The 20,866-nt window shown below is 60.8% G+C and carries 18 protein-coding genes and 1 pseudogene; 10 read left to right on the forward strand and 9 right to left on the reverse strand.

From position 1 onward, the window contains the following. Positions 1-7: 7 nt before the first annotated feature. The 7 genes and pseudogenes from prmA to gcbA form a co-directional block, all read right to left on the reverse strand. On the reverse strand, positions 8-886 hold the full coding sequence (gene prmA, locus KGB24_RS12435) for a 50S ribosomal protein L11 methyltransferase (protein WP_008031261.1): 879 nt from the start codon (positions 884-886) through the stop codon (positions 8-10). 281 nt (positions 887-1,167) lie between these two features. Beyond that, positions 1,168-2,526 (reverse strand): acetyl-CoA carboxylase biotin carboxylase subunit, encoded by a 1,359-nt coding sequence (accC, locus tag KGB24_RS12440; RefSeq protein ID WP_008031262.1) that lies wholly within the window; start codon positions 2,524-2,526, stop codon positions 1,168-1,170. Between the two features lie 17 nt (positions 2,527-2,543). Beyond that, positions 2,544-3,008 (reverse strand): acetyl-CoA carboxylase biotin carboxyl carrier protein, encoded by a 465-nt coding sequence (gene accB, locus KGB24_RS12445; RefSeq protein ID WP_223414948.1) that lies wholly within the window; start codon positions 3,006-3,008, stop codon positions 2,544-2,546. A 24-nt stretch (positions 3,009-3,032) separates the two neighbouring features. Continuing rightward, entirely contained in the window at positions 3,033-3,488 is a 456-nt protein-coding gene (gene aroQ / locus KGB24_RS12450) for a type II 3-dehydroquinate dehydratase (protein WP_008031265.1), read from the reverse strand. Positions 3,489-3,619: 131 nt separating this feature from the next. Beyond that, positions 3,620-5,359 (reverse strand): protein-disulfide reductase DsbD, encoded by a 1,740-nt coding sequence (locus KGB24_RS12455; RefSeq protein ID WP_223414950.1) that lies wholly within the window; start codon positions 5,357-5,359, stop codon positions 3,620-3,622. Between the two features lie 163 nt (positions 5,360-5,522). Beyond that, positions 5,523-6,029 (reverse strand): annotated as a pseudogene (locus tag KGB24_RS29405) (methyl-accepting chemotaxis protein); the annotation flags it as partial. A gap of 1,492 nt (positions 6,030-7,521) precedes the next feature. Beyond that, positions 7,522-9,192, reverse strand: a complete 1,671-nt coding sequence (gcbA, locus tag KGB24_RS12465; RefSeq protein ID WP_223414954.1) for a diguanylate cyclase GcbA — start codon at positions 9,190-9,192, stop codon at positions 7,522-7,524. A 505-nt stretch (positions 9,193-9,697) separates the two neighbouring features. On the opposite strand from gcbA, the gene KGB24_RS12470 reads away from it, so the two are divergent. The 6 genes from KGB24_RS12470 (at position 9,698) to KGB24_RS12495 (ending at position 16,449) form a co-directional block, all read left to right on the forward strand. Next, positions 9,698-10,765, forward strand: a complete 1,068-nt coding sequence (locus KGB24_RS12470; RefSeq protein ID WP_008031276.1) for a DUF2333 family protein — start codon at positions 9,698-9,700, stop codon at positions 10,763-10,765. A gap of 3 nt (positions 10,766-10,768) precedes the next feature. Further along, entirely contained in the window at positions 10,769-11,326 is a 558-nt protein-coding gene (locus KGB24_RS12475) for an NUDIX hydrolase (protein ID WP_223414956.1), read from the forward strand. Positions 11,327-11,601: 275 nt separating this feature from the next. Then, complete coding sequence (locus tag KGB24_RS12480) at positions 11,602-11,973, forward strand: translation initiation factor Sui1 (protein ID WP_008031278.1); 372 nt, start codon at positions 11,602-11,604, stop codon at positions 11,971-11,973. A gap of 217 nt (positions 11,974-12,190) precedes the next feature. Beyond that, positions 12,191-14,104, forward strand: coding sequence for an arginine decarboxylase (gene speA / locus KGB24_RS12485; protein ID WP_223414958.1), 1,914 nt, complete (start codon positions 12,191-12,193; stop codon positions 14,102-14,104). A 246-nt stretch (positions 14,105-14,350) separates the two neighbouring features. After that, positions 14,351-15,667: a contractile injection system protein, VgrG/Pvc8 family gene (locus tag KGB24_RS12490; protein WP_223414959.1), complete on the forward strand. Its 1,317-nt coding sequence runs from the start codon at positions 14,351-14,353 to the stop codon at positions 15,665-15,667. Then, on the forward strand, positions 15,664-16,449 hold the full coding sequence (locus tag KGB24_RS12495) for a DUF4123 domain-containing protein (RefSeq protein WP_223414961.1): 786 nt from the start codon (positions 15,664-15,666) through the stop codon (positions 16,447-16,449). Before KGB24_RS12490 ends, KGB24_RS12495 begins: the two co-directional genes overlap by 4 nt. On the opposite strand, the gene KGB24_RS12500 is transcribed toward KGB24_RS12495, so the two are convergent. Both KGB24_RS12500 and KGB24_RS12505 read right to left on the reverse strand, forming a co-directional pair. Continuing rightward, the gene (locus KGB24_RS12500) at positions 16,443-17,792 is read right to left on the reverse strand and encodes an MATE family efflux transporter (RefSeq protein WP_223414962.1); all 1,350 of its coding nucleotides are present in this window, start codon (positions 17,790-17,792) and stop codon (positions 16,443-16,445) included. The genes KGB24_RS12495 and KGB24_RS12500 overlap by 7 nt on opposite strands. 163 nt (positions 17,793-17,955) lie before the next feature. Beyond that, entirely contained in the window at positions 17,956-18,249 is a 294-nt protein-coding gene (locus KGB24_RS12505) for a hypothetical protein (protein ID WP_223414010.1), read from the reverse strand. Between the two features lie 242 nt (positions 18,250-18,491). Between KGB24_RS12505 and KGB24_RS12510 the strand changes: the two genes are divergently transcribed. The 4 genes from KGB24_RS12510 to KGB24_RS12525 are packed head-to-tail and all read left to right on the forward strand — an operon-like array spanning position 18,492 to position 20,782. Beyond that, on the forward strand, positions 18,492-18,794 hold the full coding sequence (locus KGB24_RS12510) for a MazG-like family protein (protein WP_008011269.1): 303 nt from the start codon (positions 18,492-18,494) through the stop codon (positions 18,792-18,794). After that, positions 18,794-19,543: a methyltransferase domain-containing protein gene (locus tag KGB24_RS12515; protein WP_008038741.1), complete on the forward strand. Its 750-nt coding sequence runs from the start codon at positions 18,794-18,796 to the stop codon at positions 19,541-19,543. The genes KGB24_RS12510 and KGB24_RS12515 overlap by 1 nt, the downstream gene beginning before the upstream one ends. A gap of 12 nt (positions 19,544-19,555) precedes the next feature. After that, the gene (locus KGB24_RS12520) at positions 19,556-20,170 is read left to right on the forward strand and encodes a DUF4136 domain-containing protein (protein WP_008038742.1); all 615 of its coding nucleotides are present in this window, start codon (positions 19,556-19,558) and stop codon (positions 20,168-20,170) included. Positions 20,171-20,224: 54 nt separating this feature from the next. Beyond that, positions 20,225-20,782 (forward strand): DUF4136 domain-containing protein, encoded by a 558-nt coding sequence (locus tag KGB24_RS12525; RefSeq protein WP_008031292.1) that lies wholly within the window; start codon positions 20,225-20,227, stop codon positions 20,780-20,782. Positions 20,783-20,866 lie beyond the last annotated feature (84 nt).

A 20,866-nucleotide genomic window follows, 5' to 3' on the forward strand; every position in this document is an offset into this window, starting at 1 on the left:
GCTCATTCTAGCGCCGACGGCCAGTGATGCGCACCCAGCCATCGCGATTGGCGATCGGGTCCAGATCGAAGTCCTGCGCGTAGGCGGCGGCTACTTCATCACCTTGCTCGGCGAGGATGCCCGACAGCGCCAGGCGACCGCCCGGCTTGACCAGGCTCGACAGTTGCGGTGCGAGGGAGACCAGCGGGCCTGCGAGGATGTTGGCCACCAGCACATCGGCCTTAACCTGCGGCAGATCTTCCGGCAGATAGAGCGGGAAGAGCGCATCGGCGATGTTGTTGCGACCGGCGTTGTCGCGCGAGGCTTCCAGCGCCTGCACGTCGATGTCAGTGCCGACGGCTTCCTTGGCGCCGAGCAGCAGGGCGGCAATCGCCAGGATCCCCGAGCCGCAACCAAAGTCCAGCACGTTGCAGTCTTTCAGGTCCTGACCGTCGAGCCATTCCAGGCACAGCGCGGTGGTCGGGTGCGTGCCGGTGCCGAACGCGAGGCCCGGGTCCAGCAGAATGTTCACGGCGTCGGGTTCAGGCGCGGCGTGCCAGCTCGGCACGATCCACAGGCGTTGGCCGAAGCGCATTGGCTGGAAATCGTCCATCCAGCTGCGTTCCCAGTCCTGGTCTTCGATGACTTCGCTGTGATGCTCGGGCAGCGGGCTGCCGGTCAGCAGCTCCAGATGTGCCAGGACCGAAGCGGCTTCGGTGCCGCCTTCGAACAGGGCCAGCAGGTGCGTGTGCGACCACAGCGGGGTGGTGTTGAGTTCCGGCTCGAAGATCGGCTGGTCTTCGGCGTCCATGAAAGTCACCGACACGGCGCCCACTTCAAGGAAAGCGTCTTCGTAGGTTTCGGCTTGTTCTGGGCTGATGGCGAGACGGACTTGCAGCCAAGGCATGGCGGGCACCTTTGAAAAATATTGATTGCAGCCTAGCGGGCTGCGAGAAGCGCGCAAGTTTACGCGAGCGCGAAGGGTTTGTGGGAGTGGCTTGCCCCTGCAGTTCACTGTGGGAGTGAGCCTGCTCGCGATAGCGGTGTGTCAGCTACATGAATGTTGAAAGGGGCGCCGCCATCGCGAGCAGGCTCGCTCCCACAGGTATTAAGTGCTGCCCAGCATCGGATGAAACCTTCAGAAACAACAAAGCCGCCCGAAGGCGGCTTTGTTGATCAGGCTAAAGCTTAGTGCTTTTCGCCAGCCAGCTTGTGTTCCAGGTAGTGAATGTTCACACCACCTTTGCAGAAGCCTTCATCGCGGGTCAGGTCGCGGTGCAGCGGGATGTTGGTCTTGATCCCGTCGACAACGATTTCGTCCAGCGCATTGCGCATGCGCGCCATGGCTTCGTCACGGGTTGCGCCGTAGGTGATCAGCTTGCCGATCAACGAATCGTAGTTCGGCGGAACGGCATAACCGCTGTACAGGTGCGAATCGACGCGAACGCCGTTGCCGCCTGGAGCGTGGAAATGCTTGACCGTGCCTGGGCTTGGCATGAAGGTTTTCGGGTCTTCGGCGTTGATCCGGCATTCCAGCGCGTGACCGCGGATGACCACGTCATCCTGGGTGAACGACAGCTTGTTGCCGGCGGCGATGCTGAGCATCTCCTTGACGATGTCGATACCGGTGACCATTTCCGAAACCGGGTGCTCTACCTGGACACGAGTGTTCATCTCGATGAAGTAGAAGTGGCCGTTTTCGTAAAGGAACTCAAAGGTGCCGGCGCCGCGGTAGCCGATGTCGATGCACGCCTTGACGCAGCGAGCGAGGACTTCCTGGCGTGCTTTCTCGTCGATGCCCGGTGCCGGCGCTTCTTCGAGAACCTTCTGGTGACGACGTTGCAGCGAGCAATCGCGGTCGCCCAGATGAATGGCGTGACCCTGGCCGTCGGAAAGCACCTGAACTTCCACGTGACGTGGGTTGGTCAGGAATTTTTCCAGATAGACCATCGGGTTGCCGAACGCCGCGCCTGCTTCGGAGCGGGTCAGTTTCGCCGAGGAGATCAGGTCTTCTTCGCTATGCACAACGCGCATGCCGCGACCACCACCGCCGCCAGCGGCTTTGATGATCACCGGGTAACCGACTTCGCGACCGATGCGCAGAGCGGTTTCTTCGTCTTCCGGCAGCGGGCCGTCAGAACCCGGAACGGTTGGAACGCCAGCAGCGATCATCGCGTGCTTGGCCGATACCTTGTCGCCCATCAGGCGAATGGTGTCGGCTTTCGGACCAATGAAGGCGAAGCCGGAGTTCTCGACCTGCTCAGCGAAATCAGCGTTTTCCGCAAGGAAACCGTAGCCTGGGTGAATGGCGGTGGCGCCGGTCACTTCAGCCGCGGCGATGATTGCCGGGATGTGCAGGTAAGAGTGGGCGGCCGATGCCGGACCGATGCAGACGGATTCGTCTGCCAGGCCCAGGTGCATCAGCTCTTTGTCGGCCTTGGAGTAAACGGCGACGGTCTTGATGCCCATCTCTTTGCAGGCACGCAGAATCCGCAGTGCGATCTCACCGCGGTTGGCGATCAGAACTTTTTCCAACTTCGCAGTCATCAAAGTTTCTCCGCGGTTCAAACGATGGTGAACAGCGGTTGGTCGTACTCAACCGGCTGGCCGTCTTCGACGAGGATGGATTCGATCACACCGCTGGTTTCAGCTTCGATGTGGTTCATCATCTTCATGGCTTCGACGATGCACAGGGTGTCGCCTTTCTTCACGGTCTGGCCGACTTCAACGAAGGACGGCGAGCTTGGCGAAGATTTGCGATAGAAGGTGCCGACCATTGGCGAACGGGCAACGGTGCCGTTCAGGACAGGGGCGGACGGTGCAGCAGGAGCGGCAGCGGCGGCAACCGGGGCAGCAGCGGCAGGCGCTGGAGCCGGAGCGTGCATTGGCGCCGGAGCGTAGTATTGCTGAGCCGGGGTTTTGCTATGGCGGCTGATGCGAACGGACTCTTCGCCTTCCTTGATCTCGAGCTCGTCGATGCCGGACTCTTCCAGCAGTTCGATCAGTTTCTTAACTTTACGGATATCCATGAATCATCAACTCCCAAGGGTCGGTCAGGGGCGTATAGCTTGTTGTTCAAGCTGCTCTAGTGCAGCCTCCAGGGCCAGTCGATAACCGCTGGCGCCAAGGCCGCAGATCACTCCCACCGCTACGTCGGAGAAGTAAGAGTGATGGCGGAAAGGTTCGCGTTTGTGCACGTTAGACAAATGCACTTCGATGAATGGGATGCTCACCGCCAGCAGCGCGTCACGTAATGCGACACTTGTGTGTGTAAAAGCTGCTGGATTGATCAGAATGAAGTCCACACCTTCGCTGCGGGCAGCGTGGATGCGGTCGATCAATTCGTACTCGGCGTTGCTTTGCAGGTGCAGCAAATGATGGCCGGCTTCACGAGCGCGGCGTTCCAGGTCCTGATTGATCTGCGCCAGTGTCGTAGCGCCATAGGTGCCCGGTTCACGGGTGCCGAGCATGTTCAGGTTGGGGCCGTGCAGAACCAATAGGGTCGCCATCTGCTGTTCCTCGTTATCCGTGTGCATTTGTCAGAACCCGGCGACTATGCCGCAAAGCCTTTGTGACTGTCCAGTTCTATGCAATAGCCAGCACGATGGCCGATGTTTGCGCGAAATATGTGACCGGGTGATTAAATCCGGTCATTTGCTTTGGATACACGTTCGGCGAAGTCCGCGGCGCTGATTTCGCCGATCACTCGTACATCGGCGCGTTCGACACCGTCCTTGCCGAAAAACATCAGCGCCGGTGGACCGAACAGTTTGTATCGGTCGAGGAGGGCGCGTTGCTCGGCGTTGCTGGCGGTGATGTCGAAGCGAATCAGCCGATAACCCTTGAGGCGTTCGACGACTTGCGCGTCGTTAAGCACTTTGTGTTCGATGACTTTGCAGCTGATGCACCAGTCGGCGTACCAGTCGAGCAGCAGTGGCGTGCCAGAGGATTTGGCTTCGGCGAGGACGCGATCGAGTTCGGCCGGAGTCGTGACGGTTTGCCAGTCGCTGGTGTTTTGTGACTGCTCGTTGCTGTTGACGACACGCGGCTGGCCGATCGGGTTGAACGGATCGGTCTGGCCACTGAAGGCGCCATACCAACAAGCCAGTGCATAAAACAGCAGGAACATCCCGAGTAACTGGCCCAGGCGTTTTCGCGGAGGTTTGTAGACGAACTCCAGCGCGCCCATGAACAAGCCGACACCACCGGCCAGCAAACCGATCAGCAACAAAGTGATCTGCCCCGGCAGCACGCGACTGAGCAGGCCGATCGCCAGACCCAGTAACAACACGCCAATCGCGTTTTTCACGTAGACCAGCCATGGTCCGCTTTTCGGCAGCCAGGCGGCGCCGCCAGTGGCCACCAGCAACAGCGGTGCCCCCATGCCGAGGCCGAGCATGAACAGTTTCAAGCCGCCGCCCAACGCATCGCCACTGGCGCTGATGTACAGCAGTGCGCCGGCCAGCGGTGCCGAGACGCAGGGTGAAACCAACAGACTGGAAACCACGCCCAGCACCGCCGCGCCCCACAACGAACCGCCTTCGGTGCGCCCGGCAATTCGGTCCAGCCGACTGCTGATCGCGTGCGGCAACTTGAGTTCGAAGACACCGAACATCGCCAGGGCAAACAGCGCAAAAAACATTGCGAACGGCACCAGTACCCACGCCGATTGCAGCCGCGCCTGAAGGTTGAGCTGCGCGCCGAACATCCCCATCAACGCACCGAGCAGGGCGAAGCAGACGGCCATCGGCAGCACGTAAGCGAGCGACAGGTTGAAGCCACGCAAGCCGCCCACCTGGCCACGCAACACCACGCCGGAGAGGATCGGCAGCATCGGCAGCACGCAAGGAGTGAAGGTCAGGCCAAGGCCCGCAAGGAAGAACAATGCCAGTTCCCGCCAGCTCCAGCTCGTGGTGGCGCCGCCACTGCCGTCGATGCTCAGGCGTTCGGTCTCGGGCGGATAGCACAGGCCTTTGTCGGCACACCCTTGATAGGTCACCGCCAGCGTGAAGGCGCGTTGATCGCTGCGCGGCAGTTCGACATCGAGAATCCCGTGGTAAACCTCGACGTCGCCGAAGTACTCATCGTGTTTCTGCTCGCCTTTGGGCAGCTGTGCCGGGCCGACTACGATCTCGGCAGGGTCGGCGCGAAACTGAAAGCGATGGCGGTAGAGGTAATAACCCTCGGTGGCGACAAAACGCAGCTTGATCGATTGTGGCGTGCTGTCTATCAGGCTCAGTTGAAAGGCTTCGCGCACCGGCAGGAAGTCGGCGCTGTTGTTGATCGAGCCCAGAGTGGAACTGGGTCGACTCTCCAGCAAACCGCCGGCGGTGGCCGGCAGGGCGAGCACTAAAAGCAGCAGGCAGAGCAAACGGCGCATGACGATCTCGCGTATCGGAATTGGGGGCATGATAGCGGACAGTTGCCGGGTGTGCAGGGCGGGGAGTTCTGTGGTGATTGTTCTGGCGCCATCGCCGGCAAGCCGGCTCCTACAGGTACGGCGGCGTCCTTGTAGGAGCCGGCTTGCCGGCGATGGCGGTTTATCAGACGCGGAAAGCTTGAACGGCCATATGCAAACGCCCGCCCAACACCAACAAATGCTCGCCTTGCTCACGTCCCTCACCGATACGCAGCAAGTTATCCCCGCCCAATTGGTGAATCCGCTCACTGTGATCGCGGATTTCGCTGACGGCTCCGCTCTGCTGAGCCGTGACATCGGCAATGCGTACGGCGGTGTCGGAAATCGTCTGGATCGCCCCGACGATTTTATCCAGCGCGCCGTCGGCCGCCTGGGCCTGGTTGGCCGTCGCCTCGGCGTGTTCAACCTGCGCGCGCATGCCTTCCACCGACTCTCGGGCCGCTGTCTGCAGCCCGGCGATCAAGTTCTGGATCTCCGCCGTAGCGCCTGCGGTGCGCTGCGCCAATGACCGAACCTCTTCCGCCACGACGGCAAACCCGCGTCCCATTTCCCCGGCGCGGGCCGCTTCAATGGCGGCGTTCAGGGCCAGCAGGTTGGTCTGGTCGGCAATCGAGCGGATCACCGTCAGCACGCCGCCGATGGTGGCGGACTCCTCGGCCAGGTGTTCGATCATCTGTGCATTGCTTTGTACTTCGCCCACCAGCGCATGCAGCCCGGTGAGGCTCAATCCGATGACTTTCTGTCCATGTTCCACCGCCAATCCAGCATGGCGGCTGGCGTCGGCGGCCTGGCTGGCATCGCCGGCGACTTGTTGAATAGTCGCTTCCAGCTCGCCGAGGGAGTCGCGGATCAACGCGGTGTCACCCGCCTGATGTTCGGCGCCGCTGTGCAAATCATTGCTCAACTCGGCCAGGGTGCGGCTGCTGCCGGCGACCTGCTCGGCGTTGAGGCGAATGGTTCCGACCAGATCGACGAGGTAGGCGCGCAGCCGATTGAGCGAGGCCTGGATGTCATGCAGTTCGCGATTGGTCTTGCCCAATTCGATGTCGCGGCTGAAGTCGCCTTCGGCCCAGGTCGAGAGTGCTGGCGCGAGGTTGGTCAGCGTTCGGGCCAGGCGCCGCTGCAGGGTATCGATGAGTAATGCGATCAGCAGAATCAGGCCGATCATCACCCCTTGCATCAGTCGCACTTCGCTCTGGATCTGCCCGTGCTGGGCACGGACCACCGGCTCCAGCCCGGCGATGGACTGTTGCACGGCAGCGATTTTCTGGTGAGTCGCGGCGCTGAGGTCGGCGCGTTTCTGGATCTGCTCGCGGGTTCGCGCAAGCTCTGCGGGATAGCGCGTGAGCAGGCTGTTGAGCTCGCGTTTGAGGCCGACGCCGGCATCTTCCGCAACGGTTTTTTCGGTGTTCTCCAGGCCCATCATTGCAGCGAAATCGTCGGTGCCCGATTCACTTTTACTGGTCACGCCCAAGAGCGGCAAGGCGTTCAGAAGCTCGGCTTGCGTGCGGATGTTGATGACTTCGCGCTCGACATCGGCGGCCAGTTCGCTGCGGCCGCTGCTGACCAGTTTGTCCCGCGCCAAAGAGAGTTTGCCCAGGTGTTGAGAGGCCGTGAGCAATGGCGTCAGATAGCTCGCGTTGCTGCTGGCGTATTGACTCAACTGGTCGAGGCTGGCGCCGAGTTCGCGTTCGGCTTGCAGCAACAGCGCCTGAGGATCGCCCGCGAGTTTGCCGGCGGCCAGCAGGTCGGTTTTGCTGAATTCATCCAGGTTCGACAGGCTCGGACGCAAACTGTCGGCCAACGTCGGCGGTAACTCGGCGAGTTCCTTTTGCAGGCCGTCGATGGCTTGGCTGGCGCTGCTCAGGCGCAGGGCGTCGCCGCTGGCCAGGTAGTCCTCGATGTTGCGCGCCACTTCATTCTGAAATTGCTGGGACAGCCCGAGGTAGCGCTCCATCAACAGATAGGGGCGCTCCAGGGCTTTTTGCGACCACCAAAGCGTGGCGCCGAGGGCCACGCACACGGCGACTAAAAGGAGGGTGTTGAGATTGGTCAGCAGCTTCAGGCGCATCAAGGGACTACCAACGGCGAAATGGTAAGTGCCTGAAGTTATTGCGTTTCTGTTACAGGGTTATGACTGACTGGGTCGATTCCGATGAAAAAGTGGCACTTTGCTTTGATGTCCGTGCGGCTTGTACGCGGTTGCGTCCGGCATGCTTGGCACGGTACAGCGCCTCGTCCGCCTGGCTGGCCATCATCAGGCCGTCGGAGTCTTCGCACAGCTCGACCACCCCGGCGCTGAACGTGCACCAGAGGTCCTGGGGCTGAGCGGGGTAATGGATTTCGGCGAAGCGCTGACGGATTTCGTCGAGGACTTTACAGGCCGCTTCGATATCTGTGTCCGGCATGACGATGGCAAATTCTTCGCCGCCGTAGCGGCCGATGAAATCGGTTTTGCGCAATCGTTGCTTGAGGAACAGCGCCAGGCTCTTGATCACACGGTCGCCCATGGGGTGGCCGTGGCTGTCGTTGACCCGTTTGAAGTGGTCGATGTCGAGCATCGCAAAGCTCAGCGGCTTGCTCTCGCGGCGGGCGCGGAAGCTGCAGTCTTCGAGTAATTGCAGAATGTGCGTGTGGTTGTACAGCCCGGTGAGGCTGTCGCGGACCATCCGCGCTTTCAGATTGCGCGCCCGTGCCGCGCGGTTGCGCACGGTGGTGATCAGGTGCCGGGGCTTGATCGGTTTGGTCAGGAAGTCGTCGCCGCCTTCGCTCATGGCGTCGAGCTGCTTGTCCAGATCGTCTTCGGCCGACAGGTAAATGATCGGCACGCTGACATAGCGGTCATTGTGGCGGATCACTTTGGCCAGTTCCGTACCGGTGCAGGCCGGCATGTACATGTCGAGAATGATCAGGTCCGGCTGGAAATCTGCCAGTTCGGCCATGGCCTGGATCGGCTCGATCAAGGTGCGCGTGACGATCCCGGCGCTGTTGAGCAGGCGCTCGGTGTGCAAGGCCTGTGCGCGGGAATCGTCGATGATCAGCACTTTATAAGGTTCGTACTGCGCGACGCAGGTCAGGACTTCGATTTTCTCCAGCAGGCTCGAGGCTTCGAGGGTGCCGGTGAGAAATTCCTGGCCACCGGCACGCACGGCGGCGAGGCGGGTCGGGGTGTCGGTTTCGAGCAGGCTGAAAAACAGCAACGGCAACGGTTCATCCAGGCCGACCTGGGCTTCGGCGGCCAGTTTCAGGCCGACGCCGGGGCCGCTGAAGTCCACGTCCATGACAATCGCGGCAGGCAAACGCTCGACCATCGAGGAGCGAAACGCCGACACGCTGTCGAGGGACTGGGCGCTGAGGCCGAAAAACTCCAGTTGTTTGGCCAGTCGCTCGGCACGGTCGTGATCCTGCAGCATCACGTAGATCGGCTTGCGCAACGGCGGCAGGAAGGTTTGTTCAAGCTGATCGCCATGGCGCAGGCCGGTACGCGACAGGCGCTGCATCAAGCGATTGAGGTCAGTGATCAGACCGCTGCTGAGGCGTCCGCGATTGGCGTCGACAGCCTCCAGCGACTGGCCGATGTGGCGTGCCAGTTGCGTGTGTTCCGGTTGTTCGAAGCGCTCGGCGAAACGCAGCAGGCGCAGGTTGGCTTCACTCAGTTCCGATAAGTCGGTGGTGGACCACTCACTGCGTTGCAGGCGCTGCCAGATCTCAAGAATTTGACGTGCCTGATGAATTACCCGCTGGGCAAAGTGGTGCTTGAGGCGCTCACGGCTGGGGTCTTCTGGCTCGGTCATATCCTGACTACTAGTTAGGGTGCATGCTGAGATCGACTGGTGGCTCTATGCTAGCACCTCTTTTCAGTCGCATGAGTGTCGTATGTCAATAATCTGCAATGCGACGTCATTCAGTTTCTGACTGGCGGGTCTGAAAATGCCGGTCTGTGATCTTAAGAAATACCCGTGGCTTGGGCGTTTCAGGGCTTGTGCGGTCTGCTTTTACGAAACCGCCGTCACCACGGCGAGCATTCTCTGCCAGGGAATTCCGATATTTTTCAGGCGAAATTTGGTCGTATTTTTCCGCAGGCTGGGCTCAGGGAAACCCTTAGATGATCCTCTGCGGATAATGACCGGGTTTCAAAAATAAACCCTGTGATGATCAGCGGATTTCATGGGCCTGCGATTATTACAGACCCCTGACGCTAATTTCTGCGGATAACCCGACGACGGGTGCCGGGCAAAGGCACGTTGTTGTATGGTTGTGGTCGAACCGATGAACTCAAGTGATTGAAAGGATATCGCCATGCTGGACTGGAAGAACCGCGCGGGCAGCGCGCCTGAACGTGCCGCTGAACCGAAATCGGCTACCCGCAGTTACATCGGTGGCCTTTTGTTCAGTCGGGCGCTGGCCACGTTGATCGGCCTCTATCTGATTGTGGCCTTTGTGCTTGGCTGGTACTGGAGCCAGGAGCCGGCGCTGTTCCCGGTACAACAGAATGCTCAAGTGGCGGCCGAGAAAGAAGGCAAGCAAATGGTCATCGGCTACACCACGGTCGAAACGCTCAAGACCGTCGCCGACACCTTGCTGACCAAACCGGGCGGCTATATCTCCAACGACCGTTTCCCGCCGGGCCTGTGGATGGACAACACGCCGAGCTGGGAATATGGCGTGCTGGTCCAGGTCCGCGATCTGACGCGGGCGCTGCGCAAAGACTTCGCCCGTTCGCAGTCGCAATCGGCCGAAGACGCCGATCTGGCGAAAGCCGAGCCGCGTTTCAACTTTGACAATAAAAGCTGGGTGCTGCCCTCCAGCGAGTCCGAGTATCAGGAAGGCATCAATTCCCTGAGCCGCTATCAGGCGCGTCTGTCCGATCCTTTGCAGAAAAACGCGCTGTTTTATGCTCGCGCCGACAACCTGAACAACTGGCTGGGCGATGTGGGCACTCGCTTGGGTTCGCTGTCGCAACGCCTGTCGGCCAGCGTTGGCCGGGTCAAACTGAACACCGCGCTGAAGACCGAAGTGGTCGCGCCGGGTCAGGTGCCACAGGTTGACGAGGAAATCGTCGAAACCCCGTGGATGCAGATCGACAACGTGTTCTATGAAGCTCGCGGTCAGGCCTGGGCCTTGTCCCACTTGCTGCGTGCCATCGAAGTCGACTTCGCCGATGTGCTGGCGAAGAAGAACGCGACCGTCAGTGTGCGCCAGATCATTCGTGAACTGGAAGCGTCGCAGGAACCGGTCTGGAGCCCGATGATTCTCAACGGTAGCGGCTTCGGCGTACTGGCCAACCACTCGCTGGTCATGGCCAATTACATTTCCCGGGCCAACGCCGCAGTGATCGATTTGCGTCAACTGCTCAATCAGGGCTGAGTCATGGTCGATAACGCCAGAGAGGCCGCCCACCGCGCGGCCTCGGATGCCGAACAGATCGCCTGGGTCGACGAGCAGGACAACCTGCTCGGCGCCCTGGTCCGCTCGGACCTGCGCGAGCGCGGGCTGATCGGACGCGGCACCTACATCATGCTGTTCAATTCGGCTGGCGAACTCTGCGTTCATCGGCGCACCCTGAGCAAAGCGATTTATCCGGGTTACTGGGACGTGGCGGCGGGGGGCATGGTGCTCGCCAGCGAAACCTACGCCGAATCGGCCGCCCGCGAGCTTGAAGAAGAGTTGGGCGTGAGCGGGGTGGAGCTCACTGCCCATGATCATTTTTTCTTTGAAGACACCGGCAATCGTTTGTGGTGTTCGGCGTTTTCGGCGGTGTGGGACGGGCCGTTGACCCTGCAACCGGAAGAGGTGCTCGAAGCGCGCTTTTTGCCAATCGATGAAGTGCTTCGGGAAATCGACGAAAAGCCTTACTGCCCGGACTCTCTGGCCGCGTTGAAGCGCTATCTCCGGGCTCGTGGCGAGGACGTCGCAAAAGAGGCATAAATTGGCGCCGATTGGCTCTTAGCAAGTCGGCTTTTTGCCGTTACACTGCGCGACCTTTTGTAGGAGCGAGCTTGCTCGCGAAGAACGCATGGACGACACGTGCTGTCTGACGCCGCGCGTTTTCGTTAACGTCCATCGCGAGCAAGCTCGCTCCTACAGTGAAATGAATGTTTTACCGTTTCAGTAGCGCTGCCCCTGCCTGAGTGGGGCTTCGCGGTCGATGGCACCTGCCCAGGTTGCCGCGACCAGTCTTTGTCCTCCCAAGAGGATTGCCGGTGGCCAAAAAAGCCGCATCCTTCGCCGCCCTTGGTGGCCTGGTATTTTCCACCGACGCAGGTCGTCATTGCCCGGATTGCAGTAAGCCGGTGGACGCCTGTATCTGCAAACAGACCGTTATCCCGGCCGGCGACGGCATCGCTCGCGTGCGTCGCGAAAGCAAGGGCCGTGGCGGCAAGACGGTGACCACCATCACCGGCGTGCCGTTGGCTGAAGACGCGCTCAAGGACCTGGCCACCACGTTGAAGAAACGCTGTGGCACCGGTGGGGCGTTGAAAGACGGAATCATTGAGATCCAGGGCGATCATGTCGAGCTGCTGTTGGGCGAGCTGATCAAACTCGGTTTCAAGGCAAAGAAGTCCGGCGGCTAGCAGCCTCTGTGAAAACCACCCTCGGCTTGACCCGGTCCTGATTTCTTCTGGCCTGGCGTCGCCTACATGGTTTTCACAGAGCCTGTTCTGACCGGTTTCTAAACTCACTGCGGTCAGCGAGGTCTATCCCCTCGTTGACGAACCGTCATTTTCATCCTTTAGACTGCGCCGGCCTGAACACAGGCGACGCTCTATGACTTCTTTATAGGGGACTTCAATGTCCGTACGACGCACACGCAAAGACGATGGCAGCCAATGGACAGTTGCGGACAGCCGCAGTGTTTACGGGATTCGCCATTGGGGGGCCGGGTATTTCGCGATCAATGACGCCGGTCGCGTCGAAGTTCGTCCGAACGGTCCGACCAGTTCGCCTATCGACCTGTTCGAGCAAGTCGACCAGCTGCGTAAAAGCGGCTTGTCCTTGCCGCTGCTGGTGCGTTTCCCGGACATTCTGCAAGACCGCGTGCGTCAGCTGACCGGCGCCTTTGATGCCAACATCGAGCGCCTGGAATACCAGAGCAAGTACACCGCGCTGTACCCGATCAAGGTGAACCAGCAAGAAGCGGTGATCGAAAACATCATCGCCACGCAGAACGTTTCCATCGGCCTGGAAGCCGGCTCCAAGCCTGAGCTGCTGGCCGTGCTGGCACTGGCGCCGAAGGGCGGCACCATCGTGTGCAACGGTTACAAGGACCGCGAGTTCATTCGGCTGGCACTGATGGGCCAGAAACTTGGCCACAACGTGTTCATCGTGATCGAGAAAGAATCCGAAGTCGGCCTGGTGATCGAAGAAGCCGCCTCGCTGAAGGTCAAGCCGCAGGTCGGCTTGCGCGTGCGCCTGTCGTCCCTGGCTTCGAGCAAGTGGGCGGACACCGGTGGCGAGAAATCCAAGTTCGGTCTGTCGGCGGCGCAACTGCTGTCGGTGGTCGAGCGTTTCCGCGCGGCGGGTCTGGACCAGGGCATTCGTCTGCTGCACTTCCACATGGGTTCGCAGATTGCCAACCTGGCGGACTACCAGCACGGTTTCAAGGAAGCGATTCGTTACTACGGCGAACTGCGCAACCTCGGCCTGCCGGTTGACCACATCGACGTCGGTGGCGGTCTGGGCGTCGACTACGACGGCACGCACTCGCGTAACGCCAGCTCGATCAACTACGACATGGACGATTACGCCGGTGTCGTGGTCGGGATGCTCAAAGAGTTCTGCGACGCGCAGAGCCTGCCGCACCCGAACATTTTCTCCGAAAGCGGCCGTTCCCTGACCGCGCACCACGCCATGCTGGTGGTGCAAGTCACCGACGTCGAGAAACACAACGACGACGTGCCGAAGATCGACAACAAGGAAGAGCTGCCGGAAACCGTGCAGTGGCTGGTTGACCTGCTCGGCCCGACCGACATCGAAATGGTCACCGAAACCTACTGGCGCGCCACTCACTACATGAGCGACGTGGCCACCCAGTACGCCGACGGCAAGCTGACCCTGGCGCAAAAAGCCCTGGCCGAACAATGCTACTTCGCCGTGTGCCGTCGCCTGCACAACTCGTTGAAGGCGCGTCAGCGTTCGCATCGTCAAGTGCTCGACGAACTCAACGACAAGCTGGCCGACAAGTACATCTGCAACTTCTCGGTATTCCAGAGCCTGCCGGATACCTGGGCCATCGGCCAGGTCCTGCCGATCCTGCCACTGCACCGTCTCGACGAAGAGCCGCTGCGCCGCGCGGTGCTGCAAGACCTGACCTGCGACTCCGACGGCAAGATCAAGCAATACGTCGACGAGCAGAGCATCGAGACCAGCCTGCCAGTGCACGCTCTGAATGAGGGCGAAGACTACCTGCTGGGGATCTTCCTGGTCGGCGCCTACCAGGAAATTCTTGGCGACATGCACAACCTGTTCGGTGACACCGACTCGGTGAACATCTACCAGAATGCCGACGGCAGCGTGTACCACGCGGGTATCGAAACCCACGACACCATTGAAGACATGCTGCGTTACGTGCATTTGTCGCCGGAAGAGCTGATGACCCACTACCGCGACAAGTGCGCCAGTGCGCGCATCAGCGCGGCCGAGCGCACCCAGTTCCTCGACGCCCTGCGTCTGGGCTTGACCCGTTCGTCTTACCTGTCTTCCTGAGGTAAGTCGCCGTTCTCGCCAGGTTGTCTGAAAATGTTCCGCACGCTGCGGAAATTTCGGATGACCTGGTGCGGCGGTTCTCTGTTTTCAAGCGAAACGTCCCACACTCCCGGCTATCAAAGCCATATGGTCTTCTTTTCGCGTAGGCCATTTCCTAAGTTGTACTTCGGCACTCTACTCGGCCATGTCTCTCGGCCATGTCTCTCGGCGAGAATCCCCGGCCGCCCCTCCTGTAGAGAATCGCCGATGTTCGATCCAGTCAACGAACCTTCATTTCGTCTGGATGTAGCCGGTCTGCCCGACCCTTTCGAAGTCCTGGCCTTTACCGGTAGAGAAGCGATCAGCGAGCCCTTTGTGTTCGATGTGGATCTGCTGATCGATGACCCGATGCTGGACCTTGCAAGCCTGCTGTACCGTCCGGCCGTTTTGCATTTCGGGCCAGAGGGCAGTGCTTTCCATGGCCAACTGCATGAACTGGTCCAGCGTGACCATGGTCCGAGCGTCAGGCTTTGCCACGTGCGTCTGGGGCCGAAGCTTACGTGCCTGTCCCAGCGTTTCAGCCAGCGGATTTTCAGCGCGCTGTCGGTGCCCGAGATCCTCAGCCAGGTGCTCAAGGAACACGGCATTACCGGCAAGGACCGACGCTTCGAATTGACTGGCGATTACCCGTCCCGTGATTTCTGCACGCAGTATCGGGAATCGGATCTGCAGTTTCTCCAGCGTCTTTGTGCTCAGGAACGCCTTCACTACCATTTCGAGCATCAGAGCGATGGGCATTGCGTGGTATTCGGTGACGGCCACGGGCATTTTCGTCTCGGCGAAAACGCGGTGTTCGCGGTCGGGCAAGCTTCTCCTGCGGTGCGCCGGTTTCAGCTTCAGGCAGAGCAACGCACCGCGCAAAGTGCCGAAGGTTGCACGGACCTGCCGGCGCTGCGCAGCGGTCAGTTGATGCCCTTGTCTGGCCATCCGGTCGCCGATTGGAATCATTTGTGGTTGCTGACCCATGTCGACCATCAGGGCAGTCAGGATCCATTGGCCCCGTACAGCAACCAGATCCGCGCGATTCACTGGGAGTTGCCTTTCGTCTCGCCGCATTGCGCGGTGAAACCACGGATGCACAGCCTGCAACGAGCCTGGGTGGTCGACGTCGATGAGCCGCGGCCCGATCCTTCCAGACCGATTGCCGTGCAGTTTGACTGGCTCTATCAGGGTGAAGGCGCGACGCCCAGTCATTGTTGGCTGCCGTTGGCGGCTGAGCTGGAAGGGCCGACCGCCTCGCCGCTGAGCGAAGGGACCGAGGTGGTGGTGAGCTTTATCGAGGGCGATCCGGATCAGCCGCTGATTTGCGGGTTTCTTCACGCGCCGTCGTCGCTCGAAGAGGTTGAGGAGCCCAGCCCGACTGAGGACGGATCACCCCATGATGGCTTGCTGGAACTCCTGCGCTCGGGCGAGCCCTTGGTGTTGCTGTGTCTGTTGCCCGGCGGCGGCAGCTTCAGTCACTGCCCGCAGGCGCTTTGCACCTGTCGGGCGGCGACGCTGTTTGGCCAGAGCGGTGCGGCATGATTGGCGCAACCCCGCAATGGCTGTTGCTGGATGTCCCGAGTGCAGCTCAAGCGAGCGCAACACTGCATCAGATGTTCGCGCAGGCCCAGTGGTTCTGGTTGTTCGAGGGCACCGAACTGCAGGCACTGCGCGAAGACGGCCCGGTACTCATCGACCTTCGAACGTGCTCGGCACTGGCCGAGTTGTGCTACAGCCAAACGCAGGTCTGGCGTGGCTTGCTGATCGTCAGCGAGGTGCCGTCATCGCAGTTGCTGGAGCATTTGCGCCGCATGCTCACCGTCTCTTGCGGGCTGCACCATCGGGCCTTGTTGAGTTATTACAACCCGAACACGGCCAGTTATTTTTTTGATGCCTGTGATGCCCGGGAACTGAGTCGCTGGCTGGGTCCGATCAGCCAGTTGCACTGGTTCGGCGGGACCTGGGCCGATCACGCGATCGGCAGCGAGGGCTGGCAGCAGTTGCTCAACCCGGGGCTCGCCGTCAGCCCGCTGGCGGTCGAAGAAAACCTCAGCTCTCGACAGCGTGAAACCCTGCAAACCTGCCTGCTGGAGCAGCATGCCTGGCACTGGAGCCAATCTATCGGGGCCGATTTCAGCCGTCTGTGGGCTCATGTGCAGGAAGGGCTGGCGCTGGGTTTCAGCGAGCGGCCGGTACTCGATGGCTGGTTATGGCTGCGCCTGCAGCACCCCCGCGCTTCGCTGGTGCAGCCGTTGTCGGGGCTCACGCAGCAGGAGCGCCTCGATAGCCTGCGCAAATGCTGGCAGAACAATCAGCCTCAATGAACCCGGCCCGCGAACCAGCCATCGTTGTTGCGCAGCACCCAGGCGATTGCGCCGAGGGTCACGCTGCGCAACACCATGAACAACAGGAAAGTTATCCACAGCCCGTGGTTGCCCAAACCTTGCAGCGCCCAGGCGAACGGCAGCAGCAGGATCACGGTCAACAGCATGCCGTTGCGCATCTCCCGAGCGCGGGTCGCGCCGATGAACAGCCCGTCGAGCAAGTAGCTCCAGACCGCGATCAATGGCAGGGCGGCGAGGTAGGGCAGGTAGATGAACGCCGTGTCGCGTACGTTCTGAATGTCGGTCTGCATCTCGATGAACAAGTGCCCGGCAAACAGGAACAGCACGGCAAACCCCAGGCTCGCCAACAGCGACCATCCGCATGCGACGACCAATGAACGGCGCAGGGCGTCCCGGTCGCGGGCGCCAATCGCGTGCCCGCATAGCGCTTCCACGGCATGGGCCAACCCGTCGAGCGCGTGGGCCGTCAGCAGCAAACCATTGAGCAGCAAAGCGTTGGCGGCGACCGTAGCGTCACCCAGTCGCGCACCTTGTACGGTGATGAGGAAAAACACCGATTGCAGCAACAGGCTGCGGATGAAGATGTCGCGGTTCACGGCCAGGAGCGGTCGCCAACTCTGCCACAGCGCCAATGCGGCCCAGGCGATGTGACCGGGGTAGGCGCGCAGTGCCTTGCGGGTCATCAGCAGGCCGATCAGCGCGCCGGTCCATTCGGCGATCACCGAGGCCCGGGCCGCACCGACCACGCCCCATTCCAGGCCGAGGACGAACCACAGGTTCAGCGCAATGTTGACCAGGTTGGTGCTCAGCAAAATCGCCAGCGGGGCCCGGGCGTTTTGCGTGCCGAGGAACCAGCCGACCAACGCGTAACTGGCCAGCGCCGCAGGCAGACCGAACAATCGCGTGTGGAAGAACTCGCGGGTGAGTTGATCCAGTTCCGCCGAAGGTTGCATGAAGTGCAGCGCGACACCGCTCAACGGAATGCCCAGCGCACCCAAGGCAATGGCCAGCCCCATGGCCAGCAACAGGCCTTGTAACAGAATCTGCCGCAACGCCGCGCCATCCCCGCGTCCGGCGGCCTGGGCGGCAAACCCGGTGGAACCCATGCGCAGAAAGCCCATGGCCCAGGCGAGAAACGTATACAGACTGGCCCCGACCGCGACGGCGCCCAACTGATGGGCGTGGGGCAAGTGGCCGATCACCGTACTGTCGACCAGCGCCACCAGCGGCACGGAAATGTTCGAGAGAATCATGGGCGCGGCGAGCGCCCAGACCCGGCGATGGGTCGGGCGGTCGCGCCAGTCGGCAATCAGGTTGGACATGCAGGCTCCTTGGGGAGCGTGCATTGTAGCGATACATCCGAATTTGCCGCGATCAATGTGGGAGCGGGCTTGCTCGCGAAGGCGGAGTGCCAGTCGATACAAGTGTTCACTGCCCCACCGCCTTCGCGAGCAAGCCCGCTCCCACATTTGATTGAGGTTTGCTCTAGTGGATTATCCAGCTAAGCAACCACAACCCCAGCAGCAACCAGATGATCCCCATGATGATCGACGCATTCATGAACGCCCGGATCGCCGACCACAACAGCATCAGCCCCAGGATCAGCGCAATGATGCTGATGACCGACGTGTCCATGCCCAGCGCGCTGGACAACCCTTCTACGAAGTTACTGCCGGCGTTGCTCAGCTGATTGAACAGGCCGCTGAGGACGTCAACGATAAAGCGGATGACCGAGCCGAGCGCCTGACCGAGCCATTCGAAAAAACTGTCTACCTGCATGTCGTTAACGTCCTGATGTAAGTGGTTGAGCCTTGGGCCATTGATCGCATTGGGGAGTTCCCCACAAGCATAGTGGCTGCATCTTACCTGTGGGAGTGAGCCTGCTCGCGATGGCAGTTTGTCAGCCAACATCAATGTTGAATTCCAGTCCGCTATCGCGAGCAGGCTCACTCCCAGAATAAATCTACCCACTTGCCATCCCCGGCCATCCCCCCGAAGCTATACGCCTTCAGGAGAGCCCGATGAACCTTGTTGAACTGACCGAACGCCTGCACGCCATCCGTGACCGCAATGACTGGCGGCAATTTCACAGCCCGAAAAACCTGGCCATGGCCGCGAGCGTGGAAATGTCCGAGCTGGTGGAGATCTTCCAGTGGCTGACCGAAGACCAGTCGCGCCAGTTACCGGCGGACAAACTCGCCCATGCCGGGCAAGAGATCGGCGACATCGTGCTCTATCTACTGCTGTTATGCAGCGAGTTGGGGTTGGACATGAATGAAGTGGTGCGCAGCAAACTCGCGGACAGTGAACGGAGGTTCAGCTGATGAGCGACCGTCATTTCGATCAACTGGCGACCCGCTTCGCCGAAAAGATTTACGGTGGCGCCAAGGGTGCGATCCGTCTGGCGGTGCTTCAGGCCGACCTGGCGGAAACCCTGCCGGACCGCCCCTTGCGCGTACTCGACATTGGCGCCGGCCTGGGCCACATGTCGTTGTGGCTGGCCCAGCGCGGGCATGACGTGACACTGGCCGAACCTGCCGAACCCATGCTTGAAGGGGCGCGCCAGCGCTTTGCCGATGCAGGCCAGACGGCCACTTTTATTCAGGCGCCGTGGCAGGACCTGCTCGGTCAGCTCACCGAACCCTACGACCTGGTGCTGTGCCATGCCGTACTGGAATGGCTGGCAGAACCCCATGCGATTCTGCCGGTGCTGCATCAGTTGACGAAGCAGGACGGCTGGTTGTCCCTGGCGTTTTACAACCGCGATGCACTGATCTACCGCAACCTGCTCAAGGGCCACTTCCGCAAAATGCGCAAGAACGACATGGCCGGCGAAAAGCAGAGCCTGACGCCGCAACAGCCCCTTGATCCGCGTGAATTGGCGGTGCAACTTGAAGGTCTGTGGCAGGTCGAAACCCAGAGCGGGGTGCGTGTTTTTCACGACTACATGCCAGTGGAATTTCAGGCTCGCGCCGAACTGGTGGACTTGCTCGAAATGGAACTGGCCCACCGGCGTCACCCAAGTTTTGCCGGGCTTGGGCGCTACCTGCACTGGATCTGTCGGCCGGTCTGATCGGAGCGCGAAATGAAACGTCGTACCGGGTTATTGGTGATCTGTCTGGGATTGGCTGCCTGCCAGGGCAGCAACCCTTATGTGGCGACGTCCAACCCTTTGCCGCCGGCACCGCCCGAGGCCGCCAACACGTTCGACCGCAGCGCCTATCCGGCCCCGCCGCGTGACTATGGCCGCTACCGCAGTTGGGCCTGGCTCAATGGGCAACTGCCGCCGGGTTCGGCGTGGGCGGACTCGGCGCAAGTCGCCGAAGCCGTGAGCAACGCCCTCGATCAGCGCGGCTTGCGCCCGCTGCACGACAATCGTCCGGCGGACCTGTTCGTCAGCGCCAATCTGCATCTGGAAACCCGCTTGCGGCAGGTTCAGGACGACTACGGTTACTACGGCGGCGGGTATGGCGGCTACAACCGCTACGGCAGCGGTTATGGCATGTACAACACGGTGCCGATCGTTCGCACCTATTCGGAACAGGTCGTGGTGGTGCAGGTGGACATGTTCGATGCTCAAAGCGGTCAACCCGTCTGGAGTTCGAGCGCCGAAACCAGCAACAAAGGCAGCCAGAGTGCACGCGCCGATGCCATTCGAGAGGCTGTGGAAAAGGCCATGTCGGCGTATCCTCCTAGTTAGCTTCTGTAAAAAAGAAGCGTTTCACAGGTTCATGTCTTCAATCGGAGAATCATCATGTTCCGCCGTCTCGTTTTACTGGCAGTGGCCGCGCTCCTGACAGCCTGCGCCGCCAACCAGGTCAATCATGACTTCGACGCCAGCCGCGATTTTGCCGCCTATCGCAGCTGGAGCTGGAAAGACCCCGCCCTGCAATATCGCCCCGATGACCCACGGATCAAGAGCGACCTGACCGAACAGCGCATCCGCCAATCGGTGGCCGATCAGCTGGACCAGCGTGGCCTGCGTCCGGCCGCTGCGGGCAAAAAGGGTGATGTGAGTGTGCAAACCTACCTGATCGTCGAAGACCGTCAGCAACAAGTGACCACCAACTATGGCGGCGCTTGGGGTAACCCGTGGAATGGCTACTGGGGCGGGCCGATGTACAACGAAACCCGCAACATCAGCTACAAAGTGGCGATCATCCAGATCGACCTGCTCGACGGCAAGGACGGCAAACTGGTGTGGCGCGGCAGTGACGAGCAAATCCTCAGCCGCACGCCGAACCCGTCGGACCGCAGCACCGCGATACGTGAGACGGTCGGGCGGATCCTCGCCAATTACCCACCCAAATAAACCTGTAGGAGCCGGCTTGCCGGCGATGGCGGTTCAACACTCAACATCTATGTTGAATTTGGCATCGCCATCGCCATCGCCGGC

The sequence above is a fragment of the Pseudomonas sp. BF-RE-25 genome (assembly GCF_019956105.1).
GTDB lineage: Bacteria > Pseudomonadota > Gammaproteobacteria > Pseudomonadales > Pseudomonadaceae > Aquipseudomonas > Aquipseudomonas migulae.